This is a genomic window from Oceanobacillus profundus, from assembly GCF_003515705.1.
GTDB classification, from domain to species: domain Bacteria; phylum Bacillota; class Bacilli; order Bacillales; family Amphibacillaceae; genus Oceanobacillus; species Oceanobacillus profundus.
In genome coordinates, this window is the sequence record NZ_QWEH01000008.1 from 159,441 (window position 1) to 183,914 (window position 24,474).

32 protein-coding genes and 2 riboswitches are annotated in these 24,474 nt (G+C 36.2%); of the genes, 14 read left to right on the forward strand and 18 right to left on the reverse strand.

Annotated elements, in window-relative coordinates; translation table 11 throughout:
- Position 1 precedes the first annotated feature (1 nt).
- From spoIIIAG to D1B32_RS13305, 10 genes are all read right to left on the reverse strand, one after another.
- Positions 2-616, reverse strand: coding sequence for a stage III sporulation protein AG (spoIIIAG, locus tag D1B32_RS13255; protein WP_095306963.1), 615 nt, complete (start codon positions 614-616; stop codon positions 2-4).
- Positions 613-1,242, reverse strand: coding sequence for a stage III sporulation protein AF (spoIIIAF, locus tag D1B32_RS13260; protein ID WP_095306964.1), 630 nt, complete (start codon positions 1,240-1,242; stop codon positions 613-615). The genes spoIIIAG and spoIIIAF overlap by 4 nt, the downstream gene beginning before the upstream one ends.
- 11 nt (positions 1,243-1,253) lie before the next feature.
- Positions 1,254-2,432 carry a stage III sporulation protein AE gene (spoIIIAE, locus tag D1B32_RS13265; RefSeq protein ID WP_118889642.1) on the reverse strand — a complete coding sequence of 393 codons (1,179 nt, stop codon included), beginning with the start codon at positions 2,430-2,432 and terminating at the stop codon, positions 1,254-1,256.
- A 36-nt stretch (positions 2,433-2,468) separates the two neighbouring features.
- Positions 2,469-2,861 carry a stage III sporulation protein AD gene (spoIIIAD, locus tag D1B32_RS13270; protein ID WP_095306966.1) on the reverse strand — a complete coding sequence of 131 codons (393 nt, stop codon included), beginning with the start codon at positions 2,859-2,861 and terminating at the stop codon, positions 2,469-2,471.
- A gap of 12 nt (positions 2,862-2,873) precedes the next feature.
- On the reverse strand, positions 2,874-3,074 hold the full coding sequence (spoIIIAC, locus tag D1B32_RS13275) for a stage III sporulation protein AC (RefSeq protein ID WP_095306968.1): 201 nt from the start codon (positions 3,072-3,074) through the stop codon (positions 2,874-2,876).
- A 22-nt stretch (positions 3,075-3,096) separates the two neighbouring features.
- Complete coding sequence (spoIIIAB, locus tag D1B32_RS13280) at positions 3,097-3,609, reverse strand: stage III sporulation protein SpoIIIAB (protein WP_095306969.1); 513 nt, start codon at positions 3,607-3,609, stop codon at positions 3,097-3,099.
- Entirely contained in the window at positions 3,554-4,531 is a 978-nt protein-coding gene (gene spoIIIAA, locus D1B32_RS13285) for a stage III sporulation protein AA (RefSeq protein WP_095306970.1), read from the reverse strand. The genes spoIIIAB and spoIIIAA overlap by 56 nt, the downstream gene beginning before the upstream one ends.
- Positions 4,532-4,749: 218 nt before the next feature.
- Positions 4,750-5,307, reverse strand: a complete 558-nt coding sequence (gene efp, locus D1B32_RS13295) for an elongation factor P (RefSeq protein WP_095306972.1) — start codon at positions 5,305-5,307, stop codon at positions 4,750-4,752.
- A 23-nt stretch (positions 5,308-5,330) separates the two neighbouring features.
- Positions 5,331-6,392, reverse strand: a complete 1,062-nt coding sequence (locus tag D1B32_RS13300; RefSeq protein ID WP_095306973.1) for a M24 family metallopeptidase — start codon at positions 6,390-6,392, stop codon at positions 5,331-5,333.
- A gap of 377 nt (positions 6,393-6,769) precedes the next feature.
- Complete coding sequence (locus D1B32_RS13305) at positions 6,770-7,279, reverse strand: YqhR family membrane protein (RefSeq protein ID WP_118889643.1); 510 nt, start codon at positions 7,277-7,279, stop codon at positions 6,770-6,772.
- Between the two features lie 277 nt (positions 7,280-7,556).
- Between D1B32_RS13305 and D1B32_RS13310 the strand changes: the two genes are divergently transcribed.
- A complete protein-coding gene (locus tag D1B32_RS13310; protein WP_118889644.1) occupies positions 7,557-7,934 on the forward strand; it encodes an SA1362 family protein in 378 nt (125 codons plus the stop codon).
- Between the two features lie 96 nt (positions 7,935-8,030).
- Here the strand turns inward: D1B32_RS13310 and D1B32_RS13315 are convergent, their stop codons facing one another.
- From D1B32_RS13315 to D1B32_RS13325, 3 genes are all read right to left on the reverse strand, one after another.
- Positions 8,031-8,924 carry a patatin-like phospholipase family protein gene (locus D1B32_RS13315; protein WP_095306977.1) on the reverse strand — a complete coding sequence of 298 codons (894 nt, stop codon included), beginning with the start codon at positions 8,922-8,924 and terminating at the stop codon, positions 8,031-8,033.
- A gap of 248 nt (positions 8,925-9,172) precedes the next feature.
- Positions 9,173-9,595: a transcriptional regulator MntR gene (gene mntR, locus D1B32_RS13320; protein ID WP_118889645.1), complete on the reverse strand. Its 423-nt coding sequence runs from the start codon at positions 9,593-9,595 to the stop codon at positions 9,173-9,175.
- A 149-nt stretch (positions 9,596-9,744) separates the two neighbouring features.
- Entirely contained in the window at positions 9,745-9,990 is a 246-nt protein-coding gene (locus D1B32_RS13325; RefSeq protein WP_316246657.1) for a hypothetical protein, read from the reverse strand.
- 406 nt (positions 9,991-10,396) lie between these two features.
- On the opposite strand from D1B32_RS13325, the gene D1B32_RS13330 reads away from it, so the two are divergent.
- Positions 10,397-10,771 (forward strand): rhodanese-like domain-containing protein, encoded by a 375-nt coding sequence (locus D1B32_RS13330; RefSeq protein ID WP_095306979.1) that lies wholly within the window; start codon positions 10,397-10,399, stop codon positions 10,769-10,771.
- Positions 10,772-10,817: 46 nt separating this feature from the next.
- Here D1B32_RS13330 and gcvPB read toward each other — a convergent pair whose 3' ends face one another.
- The 3 genes from gcvPB to gcvT are packed head-to-tail and all read right to left on the reverse strand — an operon-like array spanning position 10,818 to position 14,744.
- Complete coding sequence (gcvPB, locus tag D1B32_RS13335; RefSeq protein ID WP_118889646.1) at positions 10,818-12,275, reverse strand: aminomethyl-transferring glycine dehydrogenase subunit GcvPB; 1,458 nt, start codon at positions 12,273-12,275, stop codon at positions 10,818-10,820.
- Positions 12,268-13,617 carry an aminomethyl-transferring glycine dehydrogenase subunit GcvPA gene (gene gcvPA, locus D1B32_RS13340; protein WP_118889647.1) on the reverse strand — a complete coding sequence of 450 codons (1,350 nt, stop codon included), beginning with the start codon at positions 13,615-13,617 and terminating at the stop codon, positions 12,268-12,270. Before gcvPA ends, gcvPB begins: the two co-directional genes overlap by 8 nt.
- 11 nt (positions 13,618-13,628) lie before the next feature.
- The gene (gene gcvT / locus D1B32_RS13345) at positions 13,629-14,744 is read right to left on the reverse strand and encodes a glycine cleavage system aminomethyltransferase GcvT (RefSeq protein ID WP_095306983.1); all 1,116 of its coding nucleotides are present in this window, start codon (positions 14,742-14,744) and stop codon (positions 13,629-13,631) included.
- Between the two features lie 69 nt (positions 14,745-14,813).
- Positions 14,814-14,919: riboswitch (glycine riboswitch) on the reverse strand.
- A gap of 3 nt (positions 14,920-14,922) precedes the next feature.
- Positions 14,923-15,010, reverse strand: a riboswitch (glycine riboswitch).
- Positions 15,011-15,147: 137 nt separating this feature from the next.
- Between gcvT and D1B32_RS13350 the strand changes: the two genes are divergently transcribed.
- Entirely contained in the window at positions 15,148-16,815 is a 1,668-nt protein-coding gene (locus D1B32_RS13350; RefSeq protein ID WP_118889648.1) for a DEAD/DEAH box helicase, read from the forward strand.
- Positions 16,802-17,581 (forward strand): YqhG family protein, encoded by a 780-nt coding sequence (locus D1B32_RS13355; RefSeq protein ID WP_118889649.1) that lies wholly within the window; start codon positions 16,802-16,804, stop codon positions 17,579-17,581. The genes D1B32_RS13350 and D1B32_RS13355 overlap by 14 nt, the downstream gene beginning before the upstream one ends.
- 134 nt (positions 17,582-17,715) lie before the next feature.
- Here the strand turns inward: D1B32_RS13355 and D1B32_RS13360 are convergent, their stop codons facing one another.
- A complete protein-coding gene (locus D1B32_RS13360) occupies positions 17,716-17,901 on the reverse strand; it encodes a YqzE family protein (protein WP_095306986.1) in 186 nt (61 codons plus the stop codon).
- 145 nt (positions 17,902-18,046) lie between these two features.
- On the opposite strand from D1B32_RS13360, the gene comGA reads away from it, so the two are divergent.
- The 9 genes from comGA to D1B32_RS13405 all read left to right on the forward strand — a co-directional run bounded on the left by comGA (position 18,047) and on the right by D1B32_RS13405 (position 22,999).
- Positions 18,047-19,054: a competence type IV pilus ATPase ComGA gene (gene comGA / locus D1B32_RS13365; RefSeq protein ID WP_118889650.1), complete on the forward strand. Its 1,008-nt coding sequence runs from the start codon at positions 18,047-18,049 to the stop codon at positions 19,052-19,054.
- Positions 19,020-20,069 carry a competence type IV pilus assembly protein ComGB gene (gene comGB, locus D1B32_RS13370; RefSeq protein ID WP_118889651.1) on the forward strand — a complete coding sequence of 350 codons (1,050 nt, stop codon included), beginning with the start codon at positions 19,020-19,022 and terminating at the stop codon, positions 20,067-20,069. Before comGA ends, comGB begins: the two co-directional genes overlap by 35 nt.
- Before the next feature lie 15 nt (positions 20,070-20,084).
- Positions 20,085-20,396: a competence type IV pilus major pilin ComGC gene (gene comGC / locus D1B32_RS13375; protein WP_118889652.1), complete on the forward strand. Its 312-nt coding sequence runs from the start codon at positions 20,085-20,087 to the stop codon at positions 20,394-20,396.
- On the forward strand, positions 20,380-20,817 hold the full coding sequence (comGD, locus tag D1B32_RS13380) for a competence type IV pilus minor pilin ComGD (RefSeq protein WP_187393157.1): 438 nt from the start codon (positions 20,380-20,382) through the stop codon (positions 20,815-20,817). The genes comGC and comGD overlap by 17 nt, the downstream gene beginning before the upstream one ends.
- Complete coding sequence (locus D1B32_RS13385) at positions 20,804-21,148, forward strand: type II secretion system protein (protein ID WP_158586265.1); 345 nt, start codon at positions 20,804-20,806, stop codon at positions 21,146-21,148. The genes comGD and D1B32_RS13385 overlap by 14 nt, the downstream gene beginning before the upstream one ends.
- Complete coding sequence (locus D1B32_RS13390; protein ID WP_187393158.1) at positions 21,096-21,545, forward strand: competence type IV pilus minor pilin ComGF; 450 nt, start codon at positions 21,096-21,098, stop codon at positions 21,543-21,545. The genes D1B32_RS13385 and D1B32_RS13390 overlap by 53 nt, the downstream gene beginning before the upstream one ends.
- Positions 21,520-21,888, forward strand: a complete 369-nt coding sequence (locus D1B32_RS13395) for a hypothetical protein (protein WP_095306994.1) — start codon at positions 21,520-21,522, stop codon at positions 21,886-21,888. The genes D1B32_RS13390 and D1B32_RS13395 overlap by 26 nt, the downstream gene beginning before the upstream one ends.
- Positions 21,889-21,983: 95 nt before the next feature.
- Positions 21,984-22,682: a helix-turn-helix transcriptional regulator gene (locus tag D1B32_RS13400; protein WP_095306995.1), complete on the forward strand. Its 699-nt coding sequence runs from the start codon at positions 21,984-21,986 to the stop codon at positions 22,680-22,682.
- A 74-nt stretch (positions 22,683-22,756) separates the two neighbouring features.
- The gene (locus tag D1B32_RS13405) at positions 22,757-22,999 is read left to right on the forward strand and encodes a DUF2626 domain-containing protein (RefSeq protein WP_095306996.1); all 243 of its coding nucleotides are present in this window, start codon (positions 22,757-22,759) and stop codon (positions 22,997-22,999) included.
- 78 nt (positions 23,000-23,077) lie between these two features.
- On the opposite strand, the gene D1B32_RS13410 is transcribed toward D1B32_RS13405, so the two are convergent.
- Positions 23,078-23,701: an MBL fold metallo-hydrolase gene (locus D1B32_RS13410; RefSeq protein ID WP_095306998.1), complete on the reverse strand. Its 624-nt coding sequence runs from the start codon at positions 23,699-23,701 to the stop codon at positions 23,078-23,080.
- Between the two features lie 346 nt (positions 23,702-24,047).
- On the opposite strand from D1B32_RS13410, the gene D1B32_RS13415 reads away from it, so the two are divergent.
- Positions 24,048-24,221: a DUF2759 family protein gene (locus D1B32_RS13415; RefSeq protein WP_149473974.1), complete on the forward strand. Its 174-nt coding sequence runs from the start codon at positions 24,048-24,050 to the stop codon at positions 24,219-24,221.
- Positions 24,222-24,474 lie beyond the last annotated feature (253 nt).

Genomic DNA, 24,474 nt, shown 5'->3' on the forward strand with positions numbered 1-24,474 from the left:
CCTAGTTTTTTGGCATCACAGAAATTTTATGGGTTGGAACATCAAGAACACGTGAAACTGCTTCAACAATTTGATTTTTGACGGAGGGCTGATCAGCTCCTTTTGCTACTACAAACACCCCCCTAACCTCTGGTTGCTTTGTTTGAACTAATAACGGCATCTCTTGATCACCTTTTCGTATTGTTACCACTTGACTGTCTTCTGTATTATCTTCAATCTTCCTTGTACCACCATTCCGGTCAGATTCATCAGTAATTTGCTGACCTTTCGTGGTGTTCTTTTCGTAAACTTGCTCACTCGTTGCATTCAGATTAACCATAACCTCTGCTTCTGTTACACTTTGAATTTTATTAAGCATTCCAGCTAATTCTTGTCCTAAACTTTCTTCTACATGACTTATATCTGAAGAAGACATTTCTGCTCCATCATCGGCTTTTGCTATGTTCTGCGTTTCTCCTTGAGGCTGAAGGTTAAGTTCAGGCTCGTCCTCTGATGAAAAAATATTACTGACGATAATTAGAAATACCCCTGTCAATCCTAAGATGATAAGGTATCCGATTTTCTTCGATGGAGGCTTACCTCCCTCCGTTTTTTTTGGTCGAAAGAAATTTTTCATGATGTCCCTCCCTCCCAATAAATAGATACTTTCTTATCTGTTAACTCCCATTCATCCATTAGCAGTGTTGCTATTTCTGTTCCAACTTCTTCTTTTTCCCCTTCACTATCTTGATCGTTATGCTGAGAATCAATGACTATTTCTTCAACTGTATCCACCGCTCCCTCCTCGTTCTCTAATTCCTTTATATAAACAATGACTTCTACTAAATCCTCAAAGGACAGATTTTCCACTTCTTCAAATGTAAAATCGATGCTTGTAATCTCCACTTGGAATTCCTCCTTTAAGGGGTCCTCAGCTATATTTTTCAGTTGGACAGTCATCTGTTCTAAAATATATGCATGTTGACTGTTTTGTATCTCTTTTTTTTGAAATTCTATTTGATTTTCTATATTTTCATCTTGCGTATAAGCTTGATCTAGCTGGTCAATAGATGTTTCGACAGCTTGTTCAATATCTGCATCAAATAAGTAGAATACGGGCTTTAAAAGGATAAGAATTAATATGAGTCCTACTGCTAATTTGACATACTTTTTCATCGCGTCTACTGGAATCAGTAAATCGATAATTGCAGCAAGAATGACAAATAAAATAATCTGAGTTACCCATTGTATAATTACATCCATCGAACATCACCTTATCTCAGCAAAATAGTTATATTACTTGCAGAAACGATAATCACAATAGCCAATAAGAACATTAGAGATACTGCTAGTAAGCATGCAAGAATATATAAAATGTAATTACTAATCGTATTTAAAGCTGTAATAACTGGACCACCTCCAATTGGCTGTAGAGCAGCCGCAGCTATCTTATATATCAATGCAACCGCAGCTATTTTTAATGCGGGAAAGAGTACTATTAACAATATGACCAGCAGTCCGGCCATACCAACAGCATTTTTTAATACGAGTGAAGCACTTAATATTGTGTCAGCCGCATCTGTAAATGTTCTTCCAACAACAGGAATAAAATTACCCGTAACAAACTTAGCTGTTTTCATTGCTAAACCATCCTGAATAGCAGATGCTGTACCCTGAACAGAAATGACCCCTAAAAAAATGGTTAAAAATATGCCGAGGGCTCCAAGTCCAACTGTTTTAAATAGATTTGCCAGGTGTGTCACTTTATAATTTTCACTTAAGCTGCTAACTATTAAGAGCATTGCTGAAAGAAACAGTAATGGCAGAATGAACGTAGAAACTAAAATTCCACTGAAATTAATTAGGAAAATGATTATTGGATGAAAGAAAGAAACGGCTATCACATTCCCAAAACTCGCCATCATCCCTAACATAAGCGGGAGTAAAGCAATCATGAATCCCTTCATCATTTCAATTGCTTCTTGCGTATAAGATACAGCAACATAGAAGCTGTTCAGGGCAATAAAAATAAGTACAAGATAGATGACAAAATACGCAATTTTACTAACTGCGTTTCGTTCAAAAGCGCTGTGCATCGTTTGTAAAATAACAGAAAACAGGGTGAGCATTAATAAAGTTCCTAATAGCTTTCCGTTTGCAATTAGTTCATGGAATAAGTACTCTAGAAATGCAACGATCGTATTTTTTAGTGAAAAGGAATCTTGATTTTTAACAAATTCATAAATACTCGTTTTTTCAATCTCAGGTAAATAACCGCCATACTCCTCAACTAGTTGGTCCCAATAGCTTCCAACACCATCAAGGGAGATCTCTTGAAGGATGCTTTCATCAAAATGAATGTCATTATCTGTAGCAGCAGAAACAGTAGCCTGTCCACTAAAGAAAAAAATAATTGTGAGTAGAATTAGGATTATTAGGTTATATGATTTCATTCACCCCGTTTGCTCCCTTCAAGCAGTAATGAATAATTATACAGATGGTAAAAAGCTAATAATCGCTTCAATAACTGCGGTTATAATTGGTACTGCAAGCAATAAGATAAAAATCTTCCCGGAAAGCTCTATATAATGAGCAACAGAACCAAGCCCTGCGTCTTTAGTTAAATTCGCACCTAGCTCTGCAATATAAGCGATCCCAATAATTTTTAAGATTGTTTCCAAGTAAAGACCTTCGATATTTGCCTTCTGACCTAAAGTTTGAATTGTCTGGAAAATAACACTGATTTGATGAATGACTGCCAGAAAAATAATAATTCCTGTAATCAGAATAAGGAAAAAGGCAAAGGACTTATTAATATCTTTTAAAACGATATATAAAATGCTAGCCACTACTCCTAATATAGCAATCTGCAAGATATCCATGCCATTTAGCTCCTAAAACAAAAATACCGATTTAATTTGCTGAAACAAATCAGAAAGGCCATTGATTACAATAACAAGTACAATGATAAACCCAAGCAGCGTGGCAAATTGAGCAATCTCTTCTTTACCCATTTGCTTTAAAATCGTATGAATCAATGCTACGATTATTCCTATTCCAGCTATCTGGAAGAGAATGGATGCATCTGTGAACATAAAAATGCTCCTTCCTTTCATTTCAAATGAGTAACAACACAATAAAAGCCCCACTTAATATACCTAAGCTTTTTGCAACTTTTCCGTATTTGCGATCGTTATCAATGGCTTCCTCTAGTTCTCTATCTAAGTGAACTATGGTCAGTTGTATATGCTTTTGCTGTTGACTCATATCATGCTGACCAAGGGTTCGACCGAATTGCTTTAATATTTCTTTTTCCGTTTCATGCATACTTGACTTTTTAATTAAGACTTCAACTTGCCTTTCCCAAACTGTAAAGAAATCAACTGCTTCACCTTGCATTTCTTTCCCTAGAGAAGCAAAAAATCCTCGCAATGGATTTGGTATTTTTCTAGAAACGGATAAGAATGCATCAAACAAAGCCACTTGGCTATATATAATTTCAGCCTCGAGAATTTGTAATGCGCTTTTCAATTCGCGAATATGCTTTGGCCGTTTGGTCAACCTAGAGCTCCATTCAAATCCTGCCAAGGTGGCTGTTCCGATTAAAAGCAGTGCTCCAATCCACTTCATTTGTCACACCCCTTGTTTTTTGAAGCAAATTATTTTCATTATGGTCGAGCACAAGGCTAATACGACCAGGGCTTGTATCTCTTTTTAGCACAATATATCGATCGAAAATATGTTGATTGAAAATCGGTTCTAAAGAGGGGCGTCTTTTCAGTTCGCTGATACTTCTGCCGTGTATGGAGCAAATTACAGTAACCCCTGTATTAACCGCTTCCATCAACGCATCAATATCTTGTTGATTGCCAATTTCATCTACTACCATCACATCTGGTGACATGGAGCGAACGAGCATCATCATTCCATCAGCTTTTGGACATGCATCCATAACATCTGTACGAAGCCCTAAATTGTGCTGCGGAATTCCTTTAATTGAGGCACCTATTTCAGAGCGTTCATCAACAACGCCAACCTTCTTCGGATTAGTCTGTTTCGAGCCATTGGAAATCAACCGGGTTAAATCTCGAATTAATGTTGTTTTACCTGTCTGTGGAGGACCGATGATTAAAGTATTAAAATAGTCGCCATTGTATATATATGGGATAATAGGTAAGGCAACTCCGGGTTTTTCTTTAGCAATACGGATATTAAAGAACGTAATATTCTGTATTGCTTTTACACTGCTTCCCGTTGTTGTCACCTTTCCAGCGATTCCAATCCGATGCCCTCCTTCTATAGTGATATAACCCTCTCGCAACTCATCCTCTAACCGATATAATGAAAATTGACTAAGCTGATTGATTAAAAATGTTGCCTCTTTCGTCTGAGGGATAAGGTTTTTCACCCATTCTGTCGTGTCATCAAATATTAACTCAATAGGGCGGTTTAAACGAACACGGATTTCCTGTAGCATTTGCCACCTGTTTTGAACTTTAAATTGTATAGCTTGTCCCATGTCATTTGGAAACAAACGCATAATCTCGTCCATGATTATTCCTCGCTTTGTTTTGAAGCTGCTTTATAGTAAATGTATGTAGGAATAGATAATTTATGACCTTCGCTGCTCCATCGTACAAATAAAAAATTAGAAAATGTTGTAGTGTTAATGATCAAATATGCATTTCTATTTTCTAATAACGCAAAAAGCTGTGTTACAGAGAAAATTAATTTCCTCTGTAACACAGCTTTTATAGAATTATAATACAACTAAGCTCTTGATACATATTTCCCATCGGATGTATTAATAACTAAAACATCACCTTGGTTTATGAAAAATGGTACTTGAACCGAGTGACCAGTTTCTAACTTAGCTGGTTTTGAACCTCCGCTTGCAGTATCACCCTTAATTCCTGGTTCCGTTTCAATTACTTCCAACTCAACGTTGTTTGGAAGATCGACCCCAAGTACTTCACCTTCATAACTGATTACATGTACTTCCATATTTTCTTTCATAAATTTTAATTGTTCTTCAATTTGACTTGTCTGCAGTTCAATTTGCTCATATGTGTTTGTGTCCATAAAGGCATGAGCATCACCAGATGCATATAAGTATTGCATTTTTTTATTTTCAATATGCGCCTTACCAACTTTTTCTCCACCACGGAATGTTTTTTCTTGAATATTCCCGTTTCTTAAATTACGTAGTTTAGAGCGTACAAATGCAGCACCTTTTCCTGGCTTTACGTGTTGAAACTCTAATACCTGCCAGATGCCATTGTCCACTTCAATTGTCAAACCTGTTTTAAAATCATTAACTGAAATCATTTCATTTCCTCCTTTATGTATCCCTACAGCTGTATCAATTCTTTTGAAGCAAAGGTTAGTCTTTCGTTTCCAGATTCTGTTAGTACAATATCGTCCTCGATTCTGCAGCCACCAAGTCCCGGCACATAAATTCCAGGTTCAACTGTAACTACCATACCTTTTTCCAAAACTTTATCCGAGCGATACGATAATCCTGGGCCCTCGTGAACTTCTAAACCTAGGCCATGTCCTGTAGAATGTCCAAAATTATCGCCATAGCCTTTTTCTGTAATGAAATCCCTCGTTAAGGCATCTGCTTCTTTACCTGTTATTCCCGGTTTAATCCCATTTACTCCACGAAGATTTGCCTCTAATACTATATCATATATTTCACGTAATTCGCTTGAAATTTCACCAACTGCAACAGTTCTCGTGATATCCGAGCAATAACCTTCATATAATGCACCGTAATCTAGTGTAACTAGTTCACCTGATTGAATCTCTTTACTCGATGCAACACCATGTGGCAGTGCTGAACGATATCCAGATGCAACAATTGTATCAAAACTTGATGATGTTGCACCAAGTTTGCGCATATAAAATTCGAGTTCATTTGAAATGTCGATTTCTTTAACACCCGGTTTAATAAATTTTTGGATATGAACAAACGCATCGTCTGCAATTTTAGCTGCCTTTTTCATCGTATTTAACTCTTCATTCGTTTTAATTAAACGCAGCTCTTCAACTAACCCACTAACCGGGATTAGTTCCACATCAAAGCTTTTCTGATAGTTTTCATATTTAGTGAATGTCACATAATCCTTTTCAAAACCAAGCCGTTTAATTTGCATTTGTTTTAATTGATCTGAAATTTCCCCTTCAATTAACTGTTTATGCTCAATTATGTTAAAGTGCTTAGCTTGTTCATTTGCTTGTTCTGTATAGCGAAAATCAGTTATGAATCTGGCGTCGTCACGTGATACCAACGCAATACCTGCTGTGCCAGTAAATCCGGTCACATATCTTCGGTTGATTGGACTAGAAATTAAAATTGCATCAAGCTTATTTTTTTCCAATGCTTCTCGCAGCTTATTCAGTTTTTCCATCAGTTTTTCCCCCTCAATCGTTTAAGAGGTTATTCAAAAAGTCCGGTGAAAATGACACAAATCGAGATCAGTAGACCTTCGACTAAGTACCGACACATCCTGTGTCGAACGTCGAAGTCAAGCACTACATCCTGTGGAAGCTCGTTGGCTTGCTTTTCCGCTGCTCACGTATTAACTGCTCCCGCTCCTTGGAAAAGAAAATCACTTTTCCTGCGTGCAAGATCGTCTGCTCAAAGCTACGCCGCCTCGACCTGCTCGGTCCTTTTCATCCTCCTTTTTGAACACGCACTTTAACGGATACAATTTGTTATTTTTGTACAATTAGTCTAACATAAATCAATTCATTTGAGTATTTTTACTGCTATATTAATATAGAGCTATTCTTCAGATCGTTTTCTTATTTGTACTCGCATATCATAATATTCATATGAAATGGAAAAACCTACAAAAGTTCCATAAAGGATAAATAAACTTGCGGTCGATAAGATTGTATCAAACGTAATATCCGTGATGTTTGGTACATTCGTAAAAATTGGCGGCATTAGGACAAAGATAAACCCCCACACAATGATTCCATATACAACTCCCATCCACATCGAATATATTTTTTTAAATATTCCATGATAAATCAAAGCTGTAACAATGGACAGCAGTCCAATTATTATAATTGTTAGAAGTGTTCCAAACCATGTGTCAACCCAATTTGCATTAGTCCATGACTTTAGAATAAAAGATTTAGGTGATATTTCACTAAAATTAAAATAATATAAGATGATCCACGCAAAACCTAAAGCTATACCTCCCACCAATCCGGTGAATAAGGACTTAGGCAATATTGAAAACTGTTCTTCAGAATTCGTTGTATGTGATTGTTTTTCTGTATTCATTGTTGTGACACCTCCAGATTTTATTATTACCAATCATTTGCAAACAAATCATTGTATTAAAACATTAGGCTAGTTGTTAACAGTATTTTCGGGTAAAATAGAATTAAGATAAACAAATCCTGTACTGAATATTTTTGTACAAATTAGGAAACAATTTCTAATAGAAAACTTATTTTTATTTAATTTACAAAAAACGGATATAAACTTACGCTTTAGTGGTATATAACATAGTAAAAGACTATTATTATATTACAAGACTGTGGAAGGAGGAGTTTTTATGGGCCGTAGTAAATTTTCAATTGTTGTTTACATTATTATTGGCTTAGCAGTTATCGGTTTAATTTCACAGCTTTTCGGAAATACAATTAACTTTCTAACAAACATTTTAATTATGTTTGGTATTGGGGTGGCTGTTTTCGCTCTGCTCTATTACTTTGTGCTGAAAAAGAGAACCCCTTCTAATTCCGATGATATGAAAAAGTATAAGAAGGCAGTAAAGCAATCTAAATCCAAATACAAGCAAACTTCATACAATGCCGCTCCTAAACAGACGAAGCCCGTTGTAGCACAAAAGAAAAAACGAACAAAACGTGCTACACATTTAAAAGTAATTGAAGGTAATAAAACAAAACGAAAAGACCGAGCTTCTTTATAGCCGGTCTTCTTTATTTTAGACGTTTTTTAATATTGAAAGGGGTTTCTCCACTTTAGATTGAAGCTGACAAAAGGACTGCTTGACAATGAGCGATGTTTAAGTTGACCATCGTTTTAAAAATTGATCAGCATTCTCTTTCCCGCTTTGGATTAATTCTTGCTTCACTTCCTGTGAAATATGAAAGTTAACTGCTCCTGTATGTGCAACAGGAACAAATAGAATGTTCTTTTGATCATTTTTTGATATATACCTGGCATCATGTGCTTGCTTCATTGTAGAGAATAATGCTTGATACATATCCAGGGCATTTTTAATATCTCTTGGTCCAATCCCCTTTTCAGTTGCATCTGTCAATTTAATTCCTAATATTGGCCTCTTCTTTGTATTGTCTCCATTATCAAAGATCCATAATGGAAAGTTGCTTAAAAGTCCACCGTCCACCATTATGCTTTTCTTTTTGTACAATCCAGGCATCTTTTTTGGCATAAAGAAAAAGGGAAATCCTGCACTCATTCGAACAGCTTTTGCTACTGGGAAATAATTTGCTTCAATTCCGTACACGCGTTCCAAATCGTCGGGTATGACAATAAGCTTTCCTAAAGAAAGATCACTGACAACAACTTTAAAGTAACCTTCTTTTATATCGTGAAAGGTGCGAATGTTCTTTCTTGCTAAAAGTTCTTCTAGCCAACTTTCCAGTTTGTTACCTTTATTAATCCCCAGCTGACTATACAAGAAAAACCACTTCGTAAATGGCAGCAGCCTTGTTAAAAGTGGTGGGTCGATAAATTCAGTTAGATCAAGTTCATGTATAAGCTCTTCAATTTCGTTTATTTCATAACCTGCAGCTACCAATGCCCCAACAATAGCCCCCGCAGAGGTTCCGGCCACTCGTACTACTTGAAGTTGATGTTCTTTCAGACTCTCTAGTACACCAATATAAGCAAATGCTTTAACTCCGCCACCAGAAAAAACTGCATCAATCTTCATCCACTCTCTCCCCCGCGCTCATTTTTCATGATGTGTGCTTAACTACCTTCGTAAGCGAAATGAAAGGGTAATCTCTTTATATATATAAGCAAAGCGCTAAGAATAGAACAATGTCGATAAAATTGTCGTGGAGCGTGAGAACTGTGAACATGTTAGAGCGAATCATAATCACCAAAGAATAAACTCGGCCAATCTTTTAATTCATGAAAAAACCATACACCTCCACGTGAGCTGTATGGTTTTTATGCTTATTCTTTTACACTCTCCGCTTGGACTTTTTTTAATTCTTCCTGTCTTGCAGAATCTGTTTTAAAATAGTTGACAAGATCGCCAATTCGATCTATTGAATTCCAGCTTAAATGATGCTCAATACCTTCTACATCATTGTAAATATTATCTTTCTCTACCCCGATGATTTCTAAAAACTCTTCCAGAAGCTCGTGTCTAAACACTAAACGCTTTCCAACTTTTTTTCCTTTTGCAGTCAGTACAAATCCTCTATATTTTTCATAGTTTAAGTATTCGTCTTTATCTAATTTTTGTACCATTTTTGTCACGGAAGATGGATGCACTTCTAATGCTTCTGCAATATCGGATACACGGGCATATCCTTTTGTTTCAATTAAGTTATATATTTGTTCGATATAATCTTCCATACTTGGAGTAGGCATGTAGATCTCCTCGTTTCAAGAATATTTTTTGTTTAGGGCAAAACTGTTTCTCTACTTTGAGGATACAGGAAAAGACAAATTAACACAAGTTATATTATTTTAGACGGTAAAAAACAATAGAAGAGCTACGGGGACTCTTCTTCTTATAGTTAAAGACCACATTTCAGCTGTGCTCCACAGCTTGTACAAGTATTACAACCACCAATCTCCTCTACACTATCCGTTCGACAAACTGGACAGGTGTCCCCAATTTCGGAACCAATCGTAACAATGATTCGTTCTAGCTCTTGGATTGTATCCATTAACACAACTTTAGGTTTTTCGGTATCTGTGAACAACTCTGTTTGTTCACCAACGGTGTTTTCTTCTGCTTCTCTTCCATGCATTCTTCGCACGTTCTTTTTTCTCTTGGAGTTTTGATATATCCCTTTTTTATTTCACTCCTTTTTAGACCCACAATCATTCGTTGTCTAGATAGACTATCGGAAGCCCATAATTCTTTCATATGTTCACCTATTATCTTCTAGGCACTATCACTATGCTTTAGGTTCTAATGCCCGTTGAGTTCCCCATAAGCTGCTTTATTGATAGTTGTATTCTTTGTCAAGCATAAAATGAAAAATCAGCTATAAAGCAATAATCCACAATATGCAATTTGTAACATTTTACGAATTATGTAATCATGGAAACTGCAAATCGTGAACTTTTCTTATAGGAAAGAGAAAAACTTTGAAATATACCGCGTCTACCCATATAATAAAATAGATAATGAACATTTTTTGGACAGACGGGGGAAGTAAAATGGAGTTTTTAATTATTGCCGTAGTTGTCTTGCTTGCTGTTGGTTTATTCCGCTATTATAGACAACGTAATTACTTGAAGGTATTAACGGAAGATCAATTCCGGGAAGGATATCGGAAAGCTCAATTAATAGATGTGCGAGAGCCTCAGGAATTTGAGAGAGGTCATATTCTTGGAGCAAGAAATATTCCTGTAAGTCAAATGCGTCAACGTTTAGTAGAAATGCGAAAAGATAAGCCTGTGTACCTTTATTGTCAAAGCGGTACACGTTCTGCTCGTGCGGCACAGCTACTACACAAAAAAGGCTATCAGGATATTTATCATTTAAAAGGCGGTTTCAAGAAATGGACCGGTAAAATTAAAACGAAAAATTAATAAAAATTTAGCCTTGAGGTTTAAAAGTTACCTCAAGGCTTATTTTTTATTTATAATATCGTAAAATAGGCTTTCTTGCTGCGGTAGTTTCATCCATTCGTTTCACAATTGTATTATGTGGTGCTTCCTGTACGACTTCAGGATTATTCTCTACTTCCTCAGCAATTCGAAGCATTGCATCGATAAAACCATCTAATGTTTCCTTCGATTCAGTCTCTGTAGGCTCAATCATCAAGCCCTCCTCTACATTCAATGGGAAGTAAATGGTTGGTGGATGGTAATTAAAGTCTAATAGTCGCTTTGCAATATCAAGAGTACGTACCCCAAGCTTCTTTTGTCTGCTTCCTGACAATACAAATTCGTGCTTACAATGCTGGTTATATGGTAATTCATATGCCTTCTCCAATTTCCGCATCATATAATTCGCATTTAATACCGCATATTCACTTACTTTTTTCAAACCTTCTGCTCCCATTGTTCGGATATACGTATAAGCTCTGAGATTAATTCCAAAGTTTCCGTAGTATGGCTTAACACGACCGATTGATTGAGGTCTATCATATTCGAACACATATTCATTCTCTTTTTTCGTAATAATCGGTTTAGGAAGAAAAGGTTCGAGCTCTTTCGATACACCAACAGGTCCAGAACCTGGTCCGCCGCCGCCATGGGGACCTGTAAAGGTTTTATGAAGATTTAAATGCACTGCATCAAAGCCCATATCTCCTGGACGTGTATAACCCATAATTGCGTTTAAATTTGCGCCATCATAATATAATTTCCCGCCTGCAGCATGAACAATTTCTGCCATTTCCATAATTTCTGTTTCAAATAATCCTAGTGTATTTGGATTTGTCAGCATGAGTGCAGCGGTATCATTACCAACAACACGTTTTAAGTCTTCTAAATCTACAAGTCCTTTTTCATTTGTTTTTACGGTTACTGCTTCAAAACCAGCAACTGCTGCTGATGCCGGATTTGTGCCATGTGCAGAATCCGGCACAATCACTTTTGTTCTCCCAAAATCGCCATTTGCTTCATGAAACGCGCGAATCATCATTAATGCAGTCCATTCACCATGAGCACCTGCAGCGGATTGTAAAGAAACTTCATGCATCCCTGTAATTTCTTTTAAAGCCGTTTGCAAATCATAAAGCATTTCCATTGCACCTTGAACCGTTTTGGGATCTTGGTATGGATGGATATGGCTAAATCCTTCCAAGCGTGCAACATCTTCGTTGATTTTCGGATTATATTTCATCGTACAGGATCCTAGTGGATAGAATCCAGAGTCCACTCCATAATTTCGATTAGAAAGCCCAGTGTAATGGCGCATGATTTCCAGCTCACTTACCTCTGGTAACTCTGGTGGAGTCTTTCTTACGTATACGTCATCCAATTCAGCATTAAGATCAATTTCTGGAACATCTAAATTCGGCAGGCTATAGCTTGTTCTTCCTTCCTTGCTACGTTCAAATATTAATGGAAACTCTTGATTAGCCATTGATATCCCCCAATTCTTTTACAAACGTATCAATATCTTCTTTTGTACGAATTTCTGTTACAGCAATTAACATATGCCCTGTTAATTCAGGATAATTGCGTTCCAAATCGTATCCGCCAATAATTCCTTTTTCAAACAGCTTATCATTTATAGCTGGTACGGAATTAGAAAGCTTTACAACAAATTCATTAAAGCTTGGATGTTCATATACGATTTCTAAACCAGCTGCTTTACATTGTTCAATTGCATATCGTGTTTTTTGCATGTTCAAAGCTGCCATTTTCCGCAATCCATGTTTACCTATTGAGCTCATTGCAACTGAACTTGCAAGTGCATTTAATGCCTGATTTGAACAAATATTAGAAGTAGCCTTATCACGACGGATATGCTGTTCCCTTGCCTGTAATGTTAATACAAAGCCTCGTACACCATCTTCATCCTTTGTTTGTCCCACTAAACGCCCTGGAACTTTACGCATTAGTTTTTCGGTCGTTGCAAAATAACCACAGTGAGGTCCACCGAATTGTCCAGCAATCCCGAATACTTGCGTATCACCAACAACGATATCTGCACCGAATTCTCCGGGCGGTGTTAAGTATCCAAGAGCCAATGGATTACTGGAAACGATAAACATGGTTTTCTTTTGTTGCTTAATTAATTCCTCCACCTTTTGTAACGGTTCAATTTGACCGAAGAAGTTCGGGTATTGTATCACAACACCAGCAATCGTATCATCCAACTCTTGTTCTAAATGATCAAGGTCCGTTAAACCATTCTTTAATCCGATTTCCACGATTTCAACATTCTGTCCTCTTGCGTATGTCTCAATAACAGCACGTGACTCCGGGTGCACAGCTTGAGAAACAAGCACTTTTCTCCGTTTCGTTTGTGCTGCACTTAAATTAACCGCTTCTGCTAAAGAGGTTCCGCCATCATACATCGAAGAGTTGGCAACAGGCATTCCAGTTAATTCAGAAATCATCGTTTGAAACTCAAAAATTGCTTGCAGCTCACCTTGGGAGATTTCCGGTTGATATGGTGTATATGCTGTATAAAATTCCGATCTGGAAATAACATGGTCAACAACAGATGGAATAAAATGATCGTACACACCAGCTCCAAGGAACGAAGTATATTGTTTTAAACTAGCATTTTTATTTGCCATTTCAGTTAGTTCTTTTTTTAATTCGTATTCATTTGCTGGCTTTTTTAAGTTCAATTCTCCTTGAAAGCGTACACTACTTGGAATGTCTGAAAAAAGCTCATCTGTGGTTGAAACTCCGATTGTTTGCAGCATTTCTTCTTGATCGGTTTCAGTCATAGGTAAATAACGAAATTCCATTACGATGCCCCCTATTTATCTCGTTTATAAAATGGTGTCTTTACAATAATTGCTTTTAATTTGCGTTTTCGAACTTGGACTTCTAATTCTGTACCTTCATTTGCAAACTCGGAATCAATAAGTGCTAATCCAATATTTTTGTTAAAAGTTGGGGATTGTGTACCAGATGTTACAAACCCAATCACTTGATCATCCTTCAATACCGTATATCCATGCCGTGGAATGCCTTTATCGATCATTTCAATTCCAACTAATTTTCTTGTCGTTCCATTTTCCACTTGCTCTTTTAGTACAGATTTCCCTATAAAATCTGCTTCTTTGTTCACTTTTACAGCAAACGAAAGCCCCGCTTCAATTGGGCTGATATCCTTTGATAATTCCTGACCATACAATGCAAGACCTGCTTCGAAACGAAGTGTATCACGCGCGCCAAGTCCAATTGGCTCGAGCCCTTTGTCTTTTCCTGCCTCAAGCAGCCGATTCCACAAAGCAGGACCTTCTGATTTGTCAATATAGATTTCAAATCCATCTTCACCAGTATAGCCAGTACGCGAAACAATTGCAGTATGTTCTGAATTTTCCAGCGGAACATTTGCATCGAAGCGGAAAAACTTGATCTCGGATAGATTGGTTTTTGCAAGCTGCTGCAATATCTCCTCTGAATTCGGTCCCTGTAATGCAAATTGAACATAATCAGCTGAGGTATTGGTAATCGTTACTTCCTTTTCGCTGTATGTGTTATGCTGGAGCAGCCACTCATAATCTTTTTCTGTATTCGCTGCATTCACCACTAACAAATAATCATTTTCTGCAAGCATATAAATAATTAGATCATCGACTGTTCCCCCGTTTTCATAGCACATAATCGTGTATTGTGCTCGGTTTGGCACGAGCTTGGTCACATCATTTGTCATAACGTATTGCAGAAATTCTAAGCTTTTAGGGCCCTTTACAGCAATTTCCCCCATATGTGACACATCAAATAGCCCTGCTTTTGTTCTGGTTGCTTCGTGTTCCTGTTTGATCCCAGTAAATTGTACTGGTAAATCCCAGCCCCCAAAATCAATTGTTTTCGCCCCGTATTTTCCATATTCCGAAAAAATAGGTGTTCGTTTCAACTCGCTCATACCATCCACTCCTCCTAATTTTGTTGAAAAAGTGCATAAAAATAGAGATTCCTTCCTTACCGAAGAAATCTCTGTCCTTAAACCAGAAAGTTGCATACTTATACGAACGTTGGATGACTGTATAAGTATTTGCTTCGTGGGTGGTTTACTAATTCTAAGTAAACACTCTCCAGAGTTGCGTCCTACAAGAGTCTTTTTGCCTGAGAGATTCGCTCTTAACTTGCTCCTTCGGCGTTACATAATGTAAGCTCTCCCCTTGTAATCATCCGCTAATGAAAAATTTATATTTGGTTATACTATGTATCAGAATGTAAGGAACTCTATTTCACTTTGAATTATAACATATCAAAAAGCAAAATTATAGTGAAATCCAAATTTTAATAATAGGATGTGTGTTCAACATATGGATTCTATTGAACTACAAAAAGATTCAGCCTTTATCAATGCTTTAGAAACAGCCATTAGCAAAGAGGGTCCTTTCTCCAATTGGGAACTCTTTTCGATGGCATTTCAAGCTGAGTTAACAACAAGTTCACCTTCTTTTAATGGGTTACGTGCATTAGAGTATCTTCCACATGTTAACTTTTTAGATCACCAAACCGATGTTGCTGAACAAGCAATCGAAAAGATGAATGGTCGTGCAATATTAGCAGATGAGGTCGGATTAGGAAAAACAATTGAAGCAGGTCTTATTTTAAAAGAATACATGATTCGGGGATTAGTAAAAAATGCACTTATTCTCGTTCCTGCATCGCTTGTTAACCAATGGGTGAAGGAATTGAATGAAAAGTTTTATATACCAGCAGTTGCACATCGGAAGAATTATAGTTGGAAAGAAAATCCGATTATTATTTCCTCCCTTGATACAGCAAAACGTTCTCCTAACCGGGAAGAAATAATTGACACGGAATATGATTTTATTCTGATTGATGAAGCGCATAAGCTTAAAAATCATAAAACAAAAAACTATCAATTTGTACGTGCAATTAAAAAGAAGTACTGCTTGCTTTTAACAGCTACACCTGTACAAAACCGATTAATTGAGATATTTAATTTAATTACAATACTTCGACCTGGTCATCTAGGAAATTATGATTCCTTTATCGAAAAATATGGTAAGGATCGAAGTAAGCTGGAACAAGATCCTTATTTAAAACAATTGATTCAAAAAGTAATGATTCGAAATACGAGAAAAGCAACAAAACTCACTGAATCTAAACGGATGATTGAGACCTTATGGATTGATTTTCCTGATAAAGCACGCGAAGTATATGACGATCTTGTCAATACTACAATCGCGTTCTCCACTTTTTCGAAAATTACGTACCTCCGTGAGATATGTTCATCACGAGAAGCTTGTTATATGTCATTATCTAAAATTAGTGAGCATGAAAATAATGCAGCTGTATTAAAACCGTTACTTAGCAAAATTGAGGAGCTGCCTCACCACATAAAAGCTGAAAAAGCAGTAGAGCTAATTAAATCAATAGGTGATGAAAAAGTTATTATTTTTACAGAGTATCGAGCAACACAATATTTCTTACAATGGTATTTACAGCAACATGGTATCTCATCGGTCCCCTTCCGAGGTGGATTTAAACGTGGTAAAAAGGACTGGATGAAACAACTGTTTAAAGATCATGCGCAGGTTTTGATTGCTACTGAGGCTGGAGGTGAAGGAATTAACCTTCAATTTTGCAGCCACCTAATTAATTACGATCTACCATGGAATCCAATGCGGCTTGAACAGAGGATTGGACGTATCCACCGTTTCGGACAGGAAAAGGATGTACACATCTATAATCTTGTTATTCGCAACACGATAGAAGAACATATTCTGACACTTTTATATGAAAAGATAAACCTATTTGAAAAGGTAATTGGCAACCTAGATGATATTTTAGCTGAGCTGAACATTTCAAGTATCGAGTCAGAGATGGAGTCTATCTATAATGAATCCACCTCCGCAGGGGAGGTACGAATTAAACTAAATAACCTTTCTTCCATTATTCAAGGTGCAAAAAATGATTCTACAGCGGAAACGGAGGAGAGACTTTATGGCAATTACTAATTTAAATGAATTTTTGACAGATTACTTTACTGCTAAGGATTGCGAAATTATTTCCAATCATGATGGTGTGATACAAATACAATTAAATGAACAGATGGATCGTGAATTGATGAACCGACCATTTTACTGGCACTACATTAAAAAAATTGGCCGTACCGGCGATCCAATGCAACTTACGCTAATTACAAATCCAAAACAACGGGATGCAAAAGGAGACTGGATTCACTTTGGCAGTCCTCGCCTCCAGCAAATTATGAATCATTTAAAAGAAAAGGAAAAATTTACAAAGCTATTTCAATTAATTCATGCAACCGAAAAGACGCCCTTACATCCATGGCTAGTTGTAAACTTTAAAATTAGTTATCAAGGGCAGCATAAAAAGGATGAAATCATTTCTATCGGTTTACATTTAGTTAACGGCATGATGAAGTTAGATATGATGAATCTGTTAAGGAAGTTTTCATTACAAACAACAATTTCTGATTATTGCTTTACATTGTCTCCAATGATTAAAATAAAAAGTGGTTACATACGAATGGAAACTGTTCTGTCAAACTATATTGAAGAGCAAGAACATACGTGGGCTAAGAAATCTTTAGAATTGTTACAGGAAGAAATTCAAACGTTACAGCATTTTTATCAGGACGACTTAGAAAGTGAACAGATGAAAAAAGAACAAGACGAATTAACAAAACGTTATCATCCAAAGGTAACATTGGACGTAATCAATGGAGGTATCGTGTATCTCGAACAACATGCATTATAATAGTAAAATCACTTGTGCAGGGTTAGAGGCTGAGATAAAAAAAGTCTTGTTCGGCACTATGCTAGTCCCAGTTTAATGTAGTCACATTTCATACTTTTTGAACAACCTCCATAAATAAAGAATAGCAGGTAAATTTATCTGCTATTCTCCTTCTGGAACATTATTTTTAATGTGAATGGAAGCATACCAAACCATCTGGTGGTGTATAAGGAATTTTGTTTCCTTTGCGCTTCTTTTCGTTTCTTTCTTTCCTCAGATGGTAAGTCTATATATGAAACAACTTGTTCGGTCATAAACTTCAAATAATCATTTCCTGACATTACTACCACCTCGATTCCATGTCTCACACTTATCTTTTGCAAATCAAAAAAAATATATACAAAAATTTTTATAAAAAAGAAGGGTTTAATCAAAAAACGTCGAATAAAGTATACTGTTGCAAAATAAAAGGAGGTGAAAACAACCTTGAATCCCACTGCAACTTTATCAGATAACCTGCTCAACGCTTCGATTAAAGAGAACGCTTCAGACATTCACTTCTATCCTTTCCATGACTATACAGATATTTTTTTTCGAATCCATGGAAAACGAGTAAAACATTGCCACATAAAACTTAAACAATATGAACAACTGCTCACCTACTACAAATTTATAGCTGGAATGGATATTGGTGAATCAAGAAAGCCGCAAAATGGCACCATTCAACATAAGACCACGTCCAATTTATTCTCATTGCGATTATCGACACTTCCTCTCCATCAAACAGAAAGTTTAGCAATTCGGATCCTTCCACAAGAAACAAAACTCACTCTTGAACAACTTTTTCTTTTTAAAAGCCAACTAAATAAAATGAAGGAATGGATGTCCAATCGTGCTGGCATCATCCTTCTGACCGGGCCAACCGGAAGTGGCAAGACCACAGCATTATATGCTTTACTGGAATCCATCTTAAAGGAAAAGTCGTATCAAACCATTACTTTAGAGGACCCAATTGAGAAAAACATGGACAATATTCTACAAGTGCAAGTCAATGAAAAAGCTGGAATTACGTATCAGACAGGCTTAAAAGCAGCGTTACGACATGACCCAGATATTATTATGGTTGGTGAAATCCGCGATAAGCACACAGCCAAATTTGCATTTGAAGCATCCTTAACAGGTCACCTGGTTCTGAGCACATTACATGCAAAAAATGCTATAGGAACAATTCATCGTTTAATCGATATGGGTATCAAACGAAGTGATATGAAACAATCACTTATCGCGGTTGCTGCGCTTCAATTACTTCCATTGCAGGTGAAAACCGAACTCGCAAGGAGAGCAGCGATTCTTGAACTACTCGAAGGTACATTATTAGAGAATACCATTGAGGGGAACGAATTAACAGAACTTGATACATTTCATTCATTTGAGTATTTAAGAAAGAAGGCTTATGCATATGGCTTCATATCTGAAAGGGTTTATCAGTCGTAGAAAAATGCTGGCTAACCCTCTGCAGCTTCGATTCCTACAATTATTACATCGTTTATTAACGAATGGCTACCCATTGCTAGATGCAATTGAAACAGTAAAATGGAATAAAGAATTAGAAAAACCTGCAACCCGCATTTTAACGTGCCTTAAAGACGGTATGTCTATTGATGAAGCATTTGATCAAGCGAAATTTCATCCGCTGATTACTTCATATCTTTATTTTGTAAAAGGAAATGGAGATCTTGAGGGTAGCATCAAAAAATGTGCTGCAATGTATGAATATCGAATAAAAAATACAAATAAATTTCAACAAGCAGCCAGATACCCACTTATTCTATTGTTTATCTTCTCCTTGCTGCTATACTTTATAAAACAAAGTGTCCTCCCGTCTTTTCAAGATATTTTTCAAGCAAGTATGTCCGCTTCATCAACAGTCCAGGTCTCCATTATTTTAATTGAAATGCTTACCACCATTACTTTTGTGTTAATCTTTGTTTTGGGAATTTTACTTTTTGTATGGTTACTAACAAAGGGTAAGTTGCCAATTGAAAAGCAATTAAACGTCTATCGCACAATTCCACTTTACCGAAGCTTCCTAAAGCTACAGACGTCCTTTTACTTCGCTACACACTTCAGTTCACTGCTTAAAACCGGAATGTCTTTCAAAGAAATACTTGACCATATGACCCGACAGAAGAAACTACCTATTATCTCCTATTACGCCCAGCAAATGACTTCAGAATTATCAAGAGGTGTCCACATCGCCAGTTTACTTACTGTTTTTACTTTTCTAGAAGGACAATTGACAACTATATTCAGTAAAAATGCAGACGCACAAGCACTTGAAAAAGACTTAAGTATCTATGCAGAGCTATTAATGGAAGAAATCCAAAGAAAAATCGTGAAAATTATTACATTCGTTCAACCGGTATTTTTTACAATTTTAGCTGGCTTCATCATTTTTATTTATATAACGTTGATGTGGCCAATGTTCCAGCTAATTAAAACAATCTAAAAGGAGAGCTTTGCTATGTTTAACAATAACCGCGGCTTCACATTGATCGAAATGCTTATCGTTCTATTAATCATATCCGTCTTAATCATCCTTATCGTTCCGAATCTCGGTGACCGGAGCAGTGAGGTCCACAGCAAAGGATGTACAGCACTAGTATCCATCGTTCAGGGACAAGTAGATGTTTATTATATGGAAAATAATTCGTATCCGAATACTTTAAGTGCATTAGTTCCTGATTACTTAAACGAAGATCAACTCACCTGTCCTAATGAAGAGGCTTTAAACTATTCAGTAGATGGAAATAAAGGTATTGTATCAGCACCTTAAGTATAATCATGGTTTTACATTGCTGGAAGTCCTCTTTGTTCTTGCTGTCTTTTCAATTATTATGGTAATTTTCCCTCCCTTTCAATTTGAAAGCATTGAAAAGCAAAAGGACAAACAATTTCTAGATACATTGAAAATCGATGTTTTATATGTTCAAAACATGTCCTATTTGACTACAGGTGAGGAGATATTTATTCGTTTCTACAAGGATAATTATAAAGTCTTTCAGGACAATGAAATAATTGCAGAGCAAGTCTATCCTGCTGGATGGACGGTTGATTATAGACAAAATAGTGATATTCGATTTAATGGGAAAGGTACATTTTTATACCCGCGAACGATTCATATAAAAACAACATATAGCGAATATCGAATTGTCTTCCAGTTCGGGAAAGGAAGGTTTTATATTGCAGAATCGTAATGGTTTTACATTAATAGAAGTATTAATTGCTTCCGGTATCATATTCACCGCAATTGCTACATTTATGCCAATTATCTCAACGCTTGATATAGAACAAAAAGTATTAAGCGATCGTCGAAAACTAGCTTACTTGCTCCACGACGAGTTACAACAATTTATTTGGAGTTCAAATACCTTACTCCCTGTGGCCTTCACAAAAACGGTCGATTCTTATATGGAGGTTCAATTTGATTTCCAGATTGAAAATGAGTTCATTAAAGGATGTGCTGAATGGAATAATGCGAAAAATACAGAAGAACAGCTCTGTTTTTATGGATTACAAGCAGCATGAGAAAGGATTTACATTTATAACTGTTTTGTGTAGTATTGTTATCCTTTCCGTCAGTTTACCGCTTTTGGGCTATTTGCTGCAAAGCATGAACTCGAAATCAACGTACAGTGAAATTTCAGTACAGCAATTTTTTCAATTTGTGCGAGATGACATCATTGATGCAACGAACATCTACGTAACAAATAGAAAACTTTATTTAGTTAAGCCGCATGAAAATAAAACAGCAACACTCGAATTGTATGGCACACTTGTTAGAAGACAAGTCAATGGAAAAGGACATGAAATCTATCTGAGGGATGTTGAAGGTATTTCCTTCACTCCCCTACCCTACGGGGTTCAAGTTACCGTTATTACTACTTCGGAGGAAAGATATGAAAAAAAGTTCGCTTATTATTAAGAATGAACATGGAGTAATACTACCGTATGTACTTTTTATAACGGCATTCATTTGCATGTTTATAATGACTGCAATTCATAGTTATCGACATGATACTGCGCTTACCCATAGACACATTCAACAAATAAAAATAGAGACGCTTTTTCAAATGGGATATGAAACAGTAAAATCGGAAATAATAGAACAAGAGCCTCCTCCTGTTGTACGCTATCATTTTCCTGATGGTGACGTTAAAATTTCTATAACACCTGCAGCAGATACAATGTATCAATTATCCTTTTCAATCAAAACAAACGAATATGATACAATTTATACGTTCACAAAAACACATATAGCAGAATAATAAGTTTGTACATTTTTTAACAAACTTTGTTTTTCTCACTAAATAGTCAAATTAAATACTATAATAAAGGTATTAAAGCTACTGGGGTGATTTATGTGGACAATACGTTAAAAGTTACAAATGTATTAAGTGATCCAACAAGGTACCATATTTATCAATATATACTAAAAAAACATAAAGATGTTAGTGTGATTGAGATTGCAAACCATTTTGACATCCATTCAAATGTAGCTAGACTGCATTTATCTAAGCTTGAAGAAATAAAGCTTATTACAACATATTTCAAGAGAAGCGGAAAAGGCGGAAGACCAAGCAAAATGTACCGACTATCGGAAAGTGTAATCGAATTAAGCTTCCCATCGAGGGATTATAAGACCCTTTCTTCAATTGCATTAGAAGCGCTGTTGGAACTCGGTGAAATTGGTGAGCAAGCATTGTATGCAACAGGGAAAAAGTATGGGCACCAATTTATAGACGATTTTAAAATACATCATTTCAATAAGCTGTCCATCAAGGAAAAACTTGATATACTTGAGAGGGCAACAGAAGAATTAGGACTCTCTCCTTCCTTTACGTATGATGAAGGAAATAATAACATTCATTTTCATGTGAATAACTGCCCATTTAAGGAATTAGTGATGAAAAACCAAACAGTAGTTTGTCATATGCATTATTTATTCCTAAAAGGTATATTCGATGTATTATTTGAAGGGTCGACTTTAACATTCGAAGAAAATATGTTTACAAACAATTGCGGAAATTGCACTTATCTAGCTAATCTCTCAATTGTTTAATGACATTCGTTTACAATACGCAATTCCTCATATATAATAACAATGAAAAGGCTACCTAAAAGGAGGGGGAAGACATGGATCGAATGTTTCGTGTTCTTGCCTTTTGGACAGGTATTTTTACAGTAATGTTTTATATCGGTGATATGACGAATACAGCACTACTATTCCTGGCTCAAACGGCATTTTTCCTTACAGTAAGTTATTTAAAGTTATCTGAACGCATGTACATGTATTTATTTGGAGCGTATTGTACCGTTTTCATGATTGGTTTTACATGGTATTCCGAATTTATTCTTGTACCTGGTTTCGGACATTAAAAAAGCTGAAAACCCCTGCAACCTAAAATATTGCAGGGGTTTTTCCATCTTCAAATTAACTAAATCCAGCTAATACTTTCATGCACGAACAAAAGGGTTGTTCTGCTTTTCTTCACCAATTGTTGTATGTGGTCCATGCCCAGGATAAACAGTGAGGGATTCCTTCAATTGATATAGTTTATTTTGGATTGTAGCTTCAATCTCTGCCATATTTCCACCTGGAAGGTCAGTTCTGCCAATACCATGATAAAACAAAACATCACCACTAATAATGAATTCATTTTGATCAAATAGAAAACTGACACTGCCAGGCGAATGACCAGGCGTGTGAATAACTTCAAAGTGAAAGTCCCCTATTTCCATTGGACCCATTTTAAAAGTGAATTCAGCTGGCTTCATAACGATTTCATTTCCTATTAGCTTACTGGAACCATTCATTTGTGGATCTGACAACCAAGAAAGCTCATTTTCATGTATATATACATCTGTATCTACAGTCTCTCGTATTTCATCTAGTGCAGCGATATGATCAAAGTGAGCATGTGTCAATAAGATTGCTTGAACTTTTAGTCCCTCTCTTTCTAAAAACTCGGCAATTTTATCAGGCTCTGCACCTGGGTCGATTAATAACGCTTTTCCTTTATCATAAACAATATAGCAATTTGTTCCGATTGGACCTAATGCCATCCCCTTTACATTCATTAAAAAACCTCCAATTCAATTCTGAATGAAATCACTTTTTCATTTAGTGGGGCTCGCTTCACCCCCAACTAAATGTTAGTACTGATAAGGAGCCCTGCTGGACCTTAAGAGAATCAGGAATTTACGGGCTTTGCCTCCCCACTACACATGTTTTCGTCCCCGCACACATAGAAGAGGGTGTATTACACCCTGTTGTGTAAGAAAACGTTTTACAATTACTCGACAAAAACAATTTAATGTTTTAGAATAAATAATATAATGTCTTAGTTACATAATAATATAAAACCAATTCCTAATTCAAATTGTAACTTTAGGAACAATGAAGCTTCAAAGGAGGATAATAGTTGTGGGACATCTTATTTTAGCAATCGTATTATTATTCGTCGCATTACTTGCAGTAGTTTCAGTTATTCGTCAACTGAAATATAAAAATCTATTTGCATTAGCATTTTCAGCTTTGACAGCATTAGCATTTGGATTCTTCTCCATTGCAACGATTATATCAGAAATCGCTGGATAACTTAATCAAACATCCATAGAAGCAAAAAGTTAACTTTTCGGAGTTAACTTTTTTATTTTGAACAACTAGAAATACCTTTAAATTAGAAATACATAACTAGAGCTTGCACCTAAACACATTTAAAATGAGGCTGAGACATAACTAGCCTAAATTACTGAAAAATGGTTCCGATCATCGGTTTTTGATGATCGGAACCATTTTGCTTTGGATTATTTTTATTATCTACTGTTTGATTTCTGTTCATGGCGGTGTA

Bases quoted from the DNA above. Each gene is read 5' to 3' on its own strand.
- spoIIIAG (WP_095306963.1), bottom strand. From the start codon at position 616: ATGAAAAATTTCTTTCGACCAAAAAAAACGGAGGGAGGTAAGCCTCCA.
- spoIIIAF (WP_095306964.1), bottom strand. From the start codon at position 1,242: ATGGATGTAATTATACAATGGGTAACTCAGATTATTTTATTTGTCATT.
- spoIIIAE (WP_118889642.1), bottom strand. From the start codon at position 2,432: ATGAAATCATATAACCTAATAATCCTAATTCTACTCACAATTATTTTT.
- spoIIIAD (WP_095306966.1), bottom strand. From the start codon at position 2,861: ATGGATATCTTGCAGATTGCTATATTAGGAGTAGTGGCTAGCATTTTA.
- spoIIIAC (WP_095306968.1), bottom strand. From the start codon at position 3,074: ATGTTCACAGATGCATCCATTCTCTTCCAGATAGCTGGAATAGGAATA.
- spoIIIAB (WP_095306969.1), bottom strand. From the start codon at position 3,609: ATGAAGTGGATTGGAGCACTGCTTTTAATCGGAACAGCCACCTTGGCA.
- spoIIIAA (WP_095306970.1), bottom strand. From the start codon at position 4,531: ATGGACGAGATTATGCGTTTGTTTCCAAATGACATGGGACAAGCTATA.
- efp (WP_095306972.1), bottom strand. From the start codon at position 5,307: ATGATTTCAGTTAATGATTTTAAAACAGGTTTGACAATTGAAGTGGAC.
- D1B32_RS13300 (WP_095306973.1), bottom strand. From the start codon at position 6,392: ATGGAAAAACTGAATAAGCTGCGAGAAGCATTGGAAAAAAATAAGCTT.
- D1B32_RS13305 (WP_118889643.1), bottom strand. From the start codon at position 7,279: ATGAATACAGAAAAACAATCACATACAACGAATTCTGAAGAACAGTTT.
- D1B32_RS13310 (WP_118889644.1), top strand. From the start codon at position 7,557: ATGGGCCGTAGTAAATTTTCAATTGTTGTTTACATTATTATTGGCTTA.
- D1B32_RS13315 (WP_095306977.1), bottom strand. From the start codon at position 8,924: ATGAAGATTGATGCAGTTTTTTCTGGTGGCGGAGTTAAAGCATTTGCT.
- mntR (WP_118889645.1), bottom strand. From the start codon at position 9,595: ATGCCTACTCCAAGTATGGAAGATTATATCGAACAAATATATAACTTA.
- D1B32_RS13330 (WP_095306979.1), top strand. From the start codon at position 10,397: ATGGAGTTTTTAATTATTGCCGTAGTTGTCTTGCTTGCTGTTGGTTTA.
- gcvPB (WP_118889646.1), bottom strand. From the start codon at position 12,275: ATGGCTAATCAAGAGTTTCCATTAATATTTGAACGTAGCAAGGAAGGA.
- gcvPA (WP_118889647.1), bottom strand. From the start codon at position 13,617: ATGGAATTTCGTTATTTACCTATGACTGAAACCGATCAAGAAGAAATG.
- gcvT (WP_095306983.1), bottom strand. From the start codon at position 14,744: ATGAGCGAGTTGAAACGAACACCTATTTTTTCGGAATATGGAAAATAC.
- D1B32_RS13350 (WP_118889648.1), top strand. From the start codon at position 15,148: ATGGATTCTATTGAACTACAAAAAGATTCAGCCTTTATCAATGCTTTA.
- D1B32_RS13355 (WP_118889649.1), top strand. From the start codon at position 16,802: ATGGCAATTACTAATTTAAATGAATTTTTGACAGATTACTTTACTGCT.
- D1B32_RS13360 (WP_095306986.1), bottom strand. From the start codon at position 17,901: ATGTCAGGAAATGATTATTTGAAGTTTATGACCGAACAAGTTGTTTCA.
- comGB (WP_118889651.1), top strand. From the start codon at position 19,020: ATGGCTTCATATCTGAAAGGGTTTATCAGTCGTAGAAAAATGCTGGCT.
- comGC (WP_118889652.1), top strand. From the start codon at position 20,085: ATGTTTAACAATAACCGCGGCTTCACATTGATCGAAATGCTTATCGTT.
- D1B32_RS13390 (WP_187393158.1), top strand. From the start codon at position 21,096: ATGCGAAAAATACAGAAGAACAGCTCTGTTTTTATGGATTACAAGCAG.
- D1B32_RS13395 (WP_095306994.1), top strand. From the start codon at position 21,520: ATGAAAAAAAGTTCGCTTATTATTAAGAATGAACATGGAGTAATACTA.
- D1B32_RS13405 (WP_095306996.1), top strand. From the start codon at position 22,757: ATGGATCGAATGTTTCGTGTTCTTGCCTTTTGGACAGGTATTTTTACA.
- D1B32_RS13410 (WP_095306998.1), bottom strand. From the start codon at position 23,701: ATGAATGTAAAGGGGATGGCATTAGGTCCAATCGGAACAAATTGCTAT.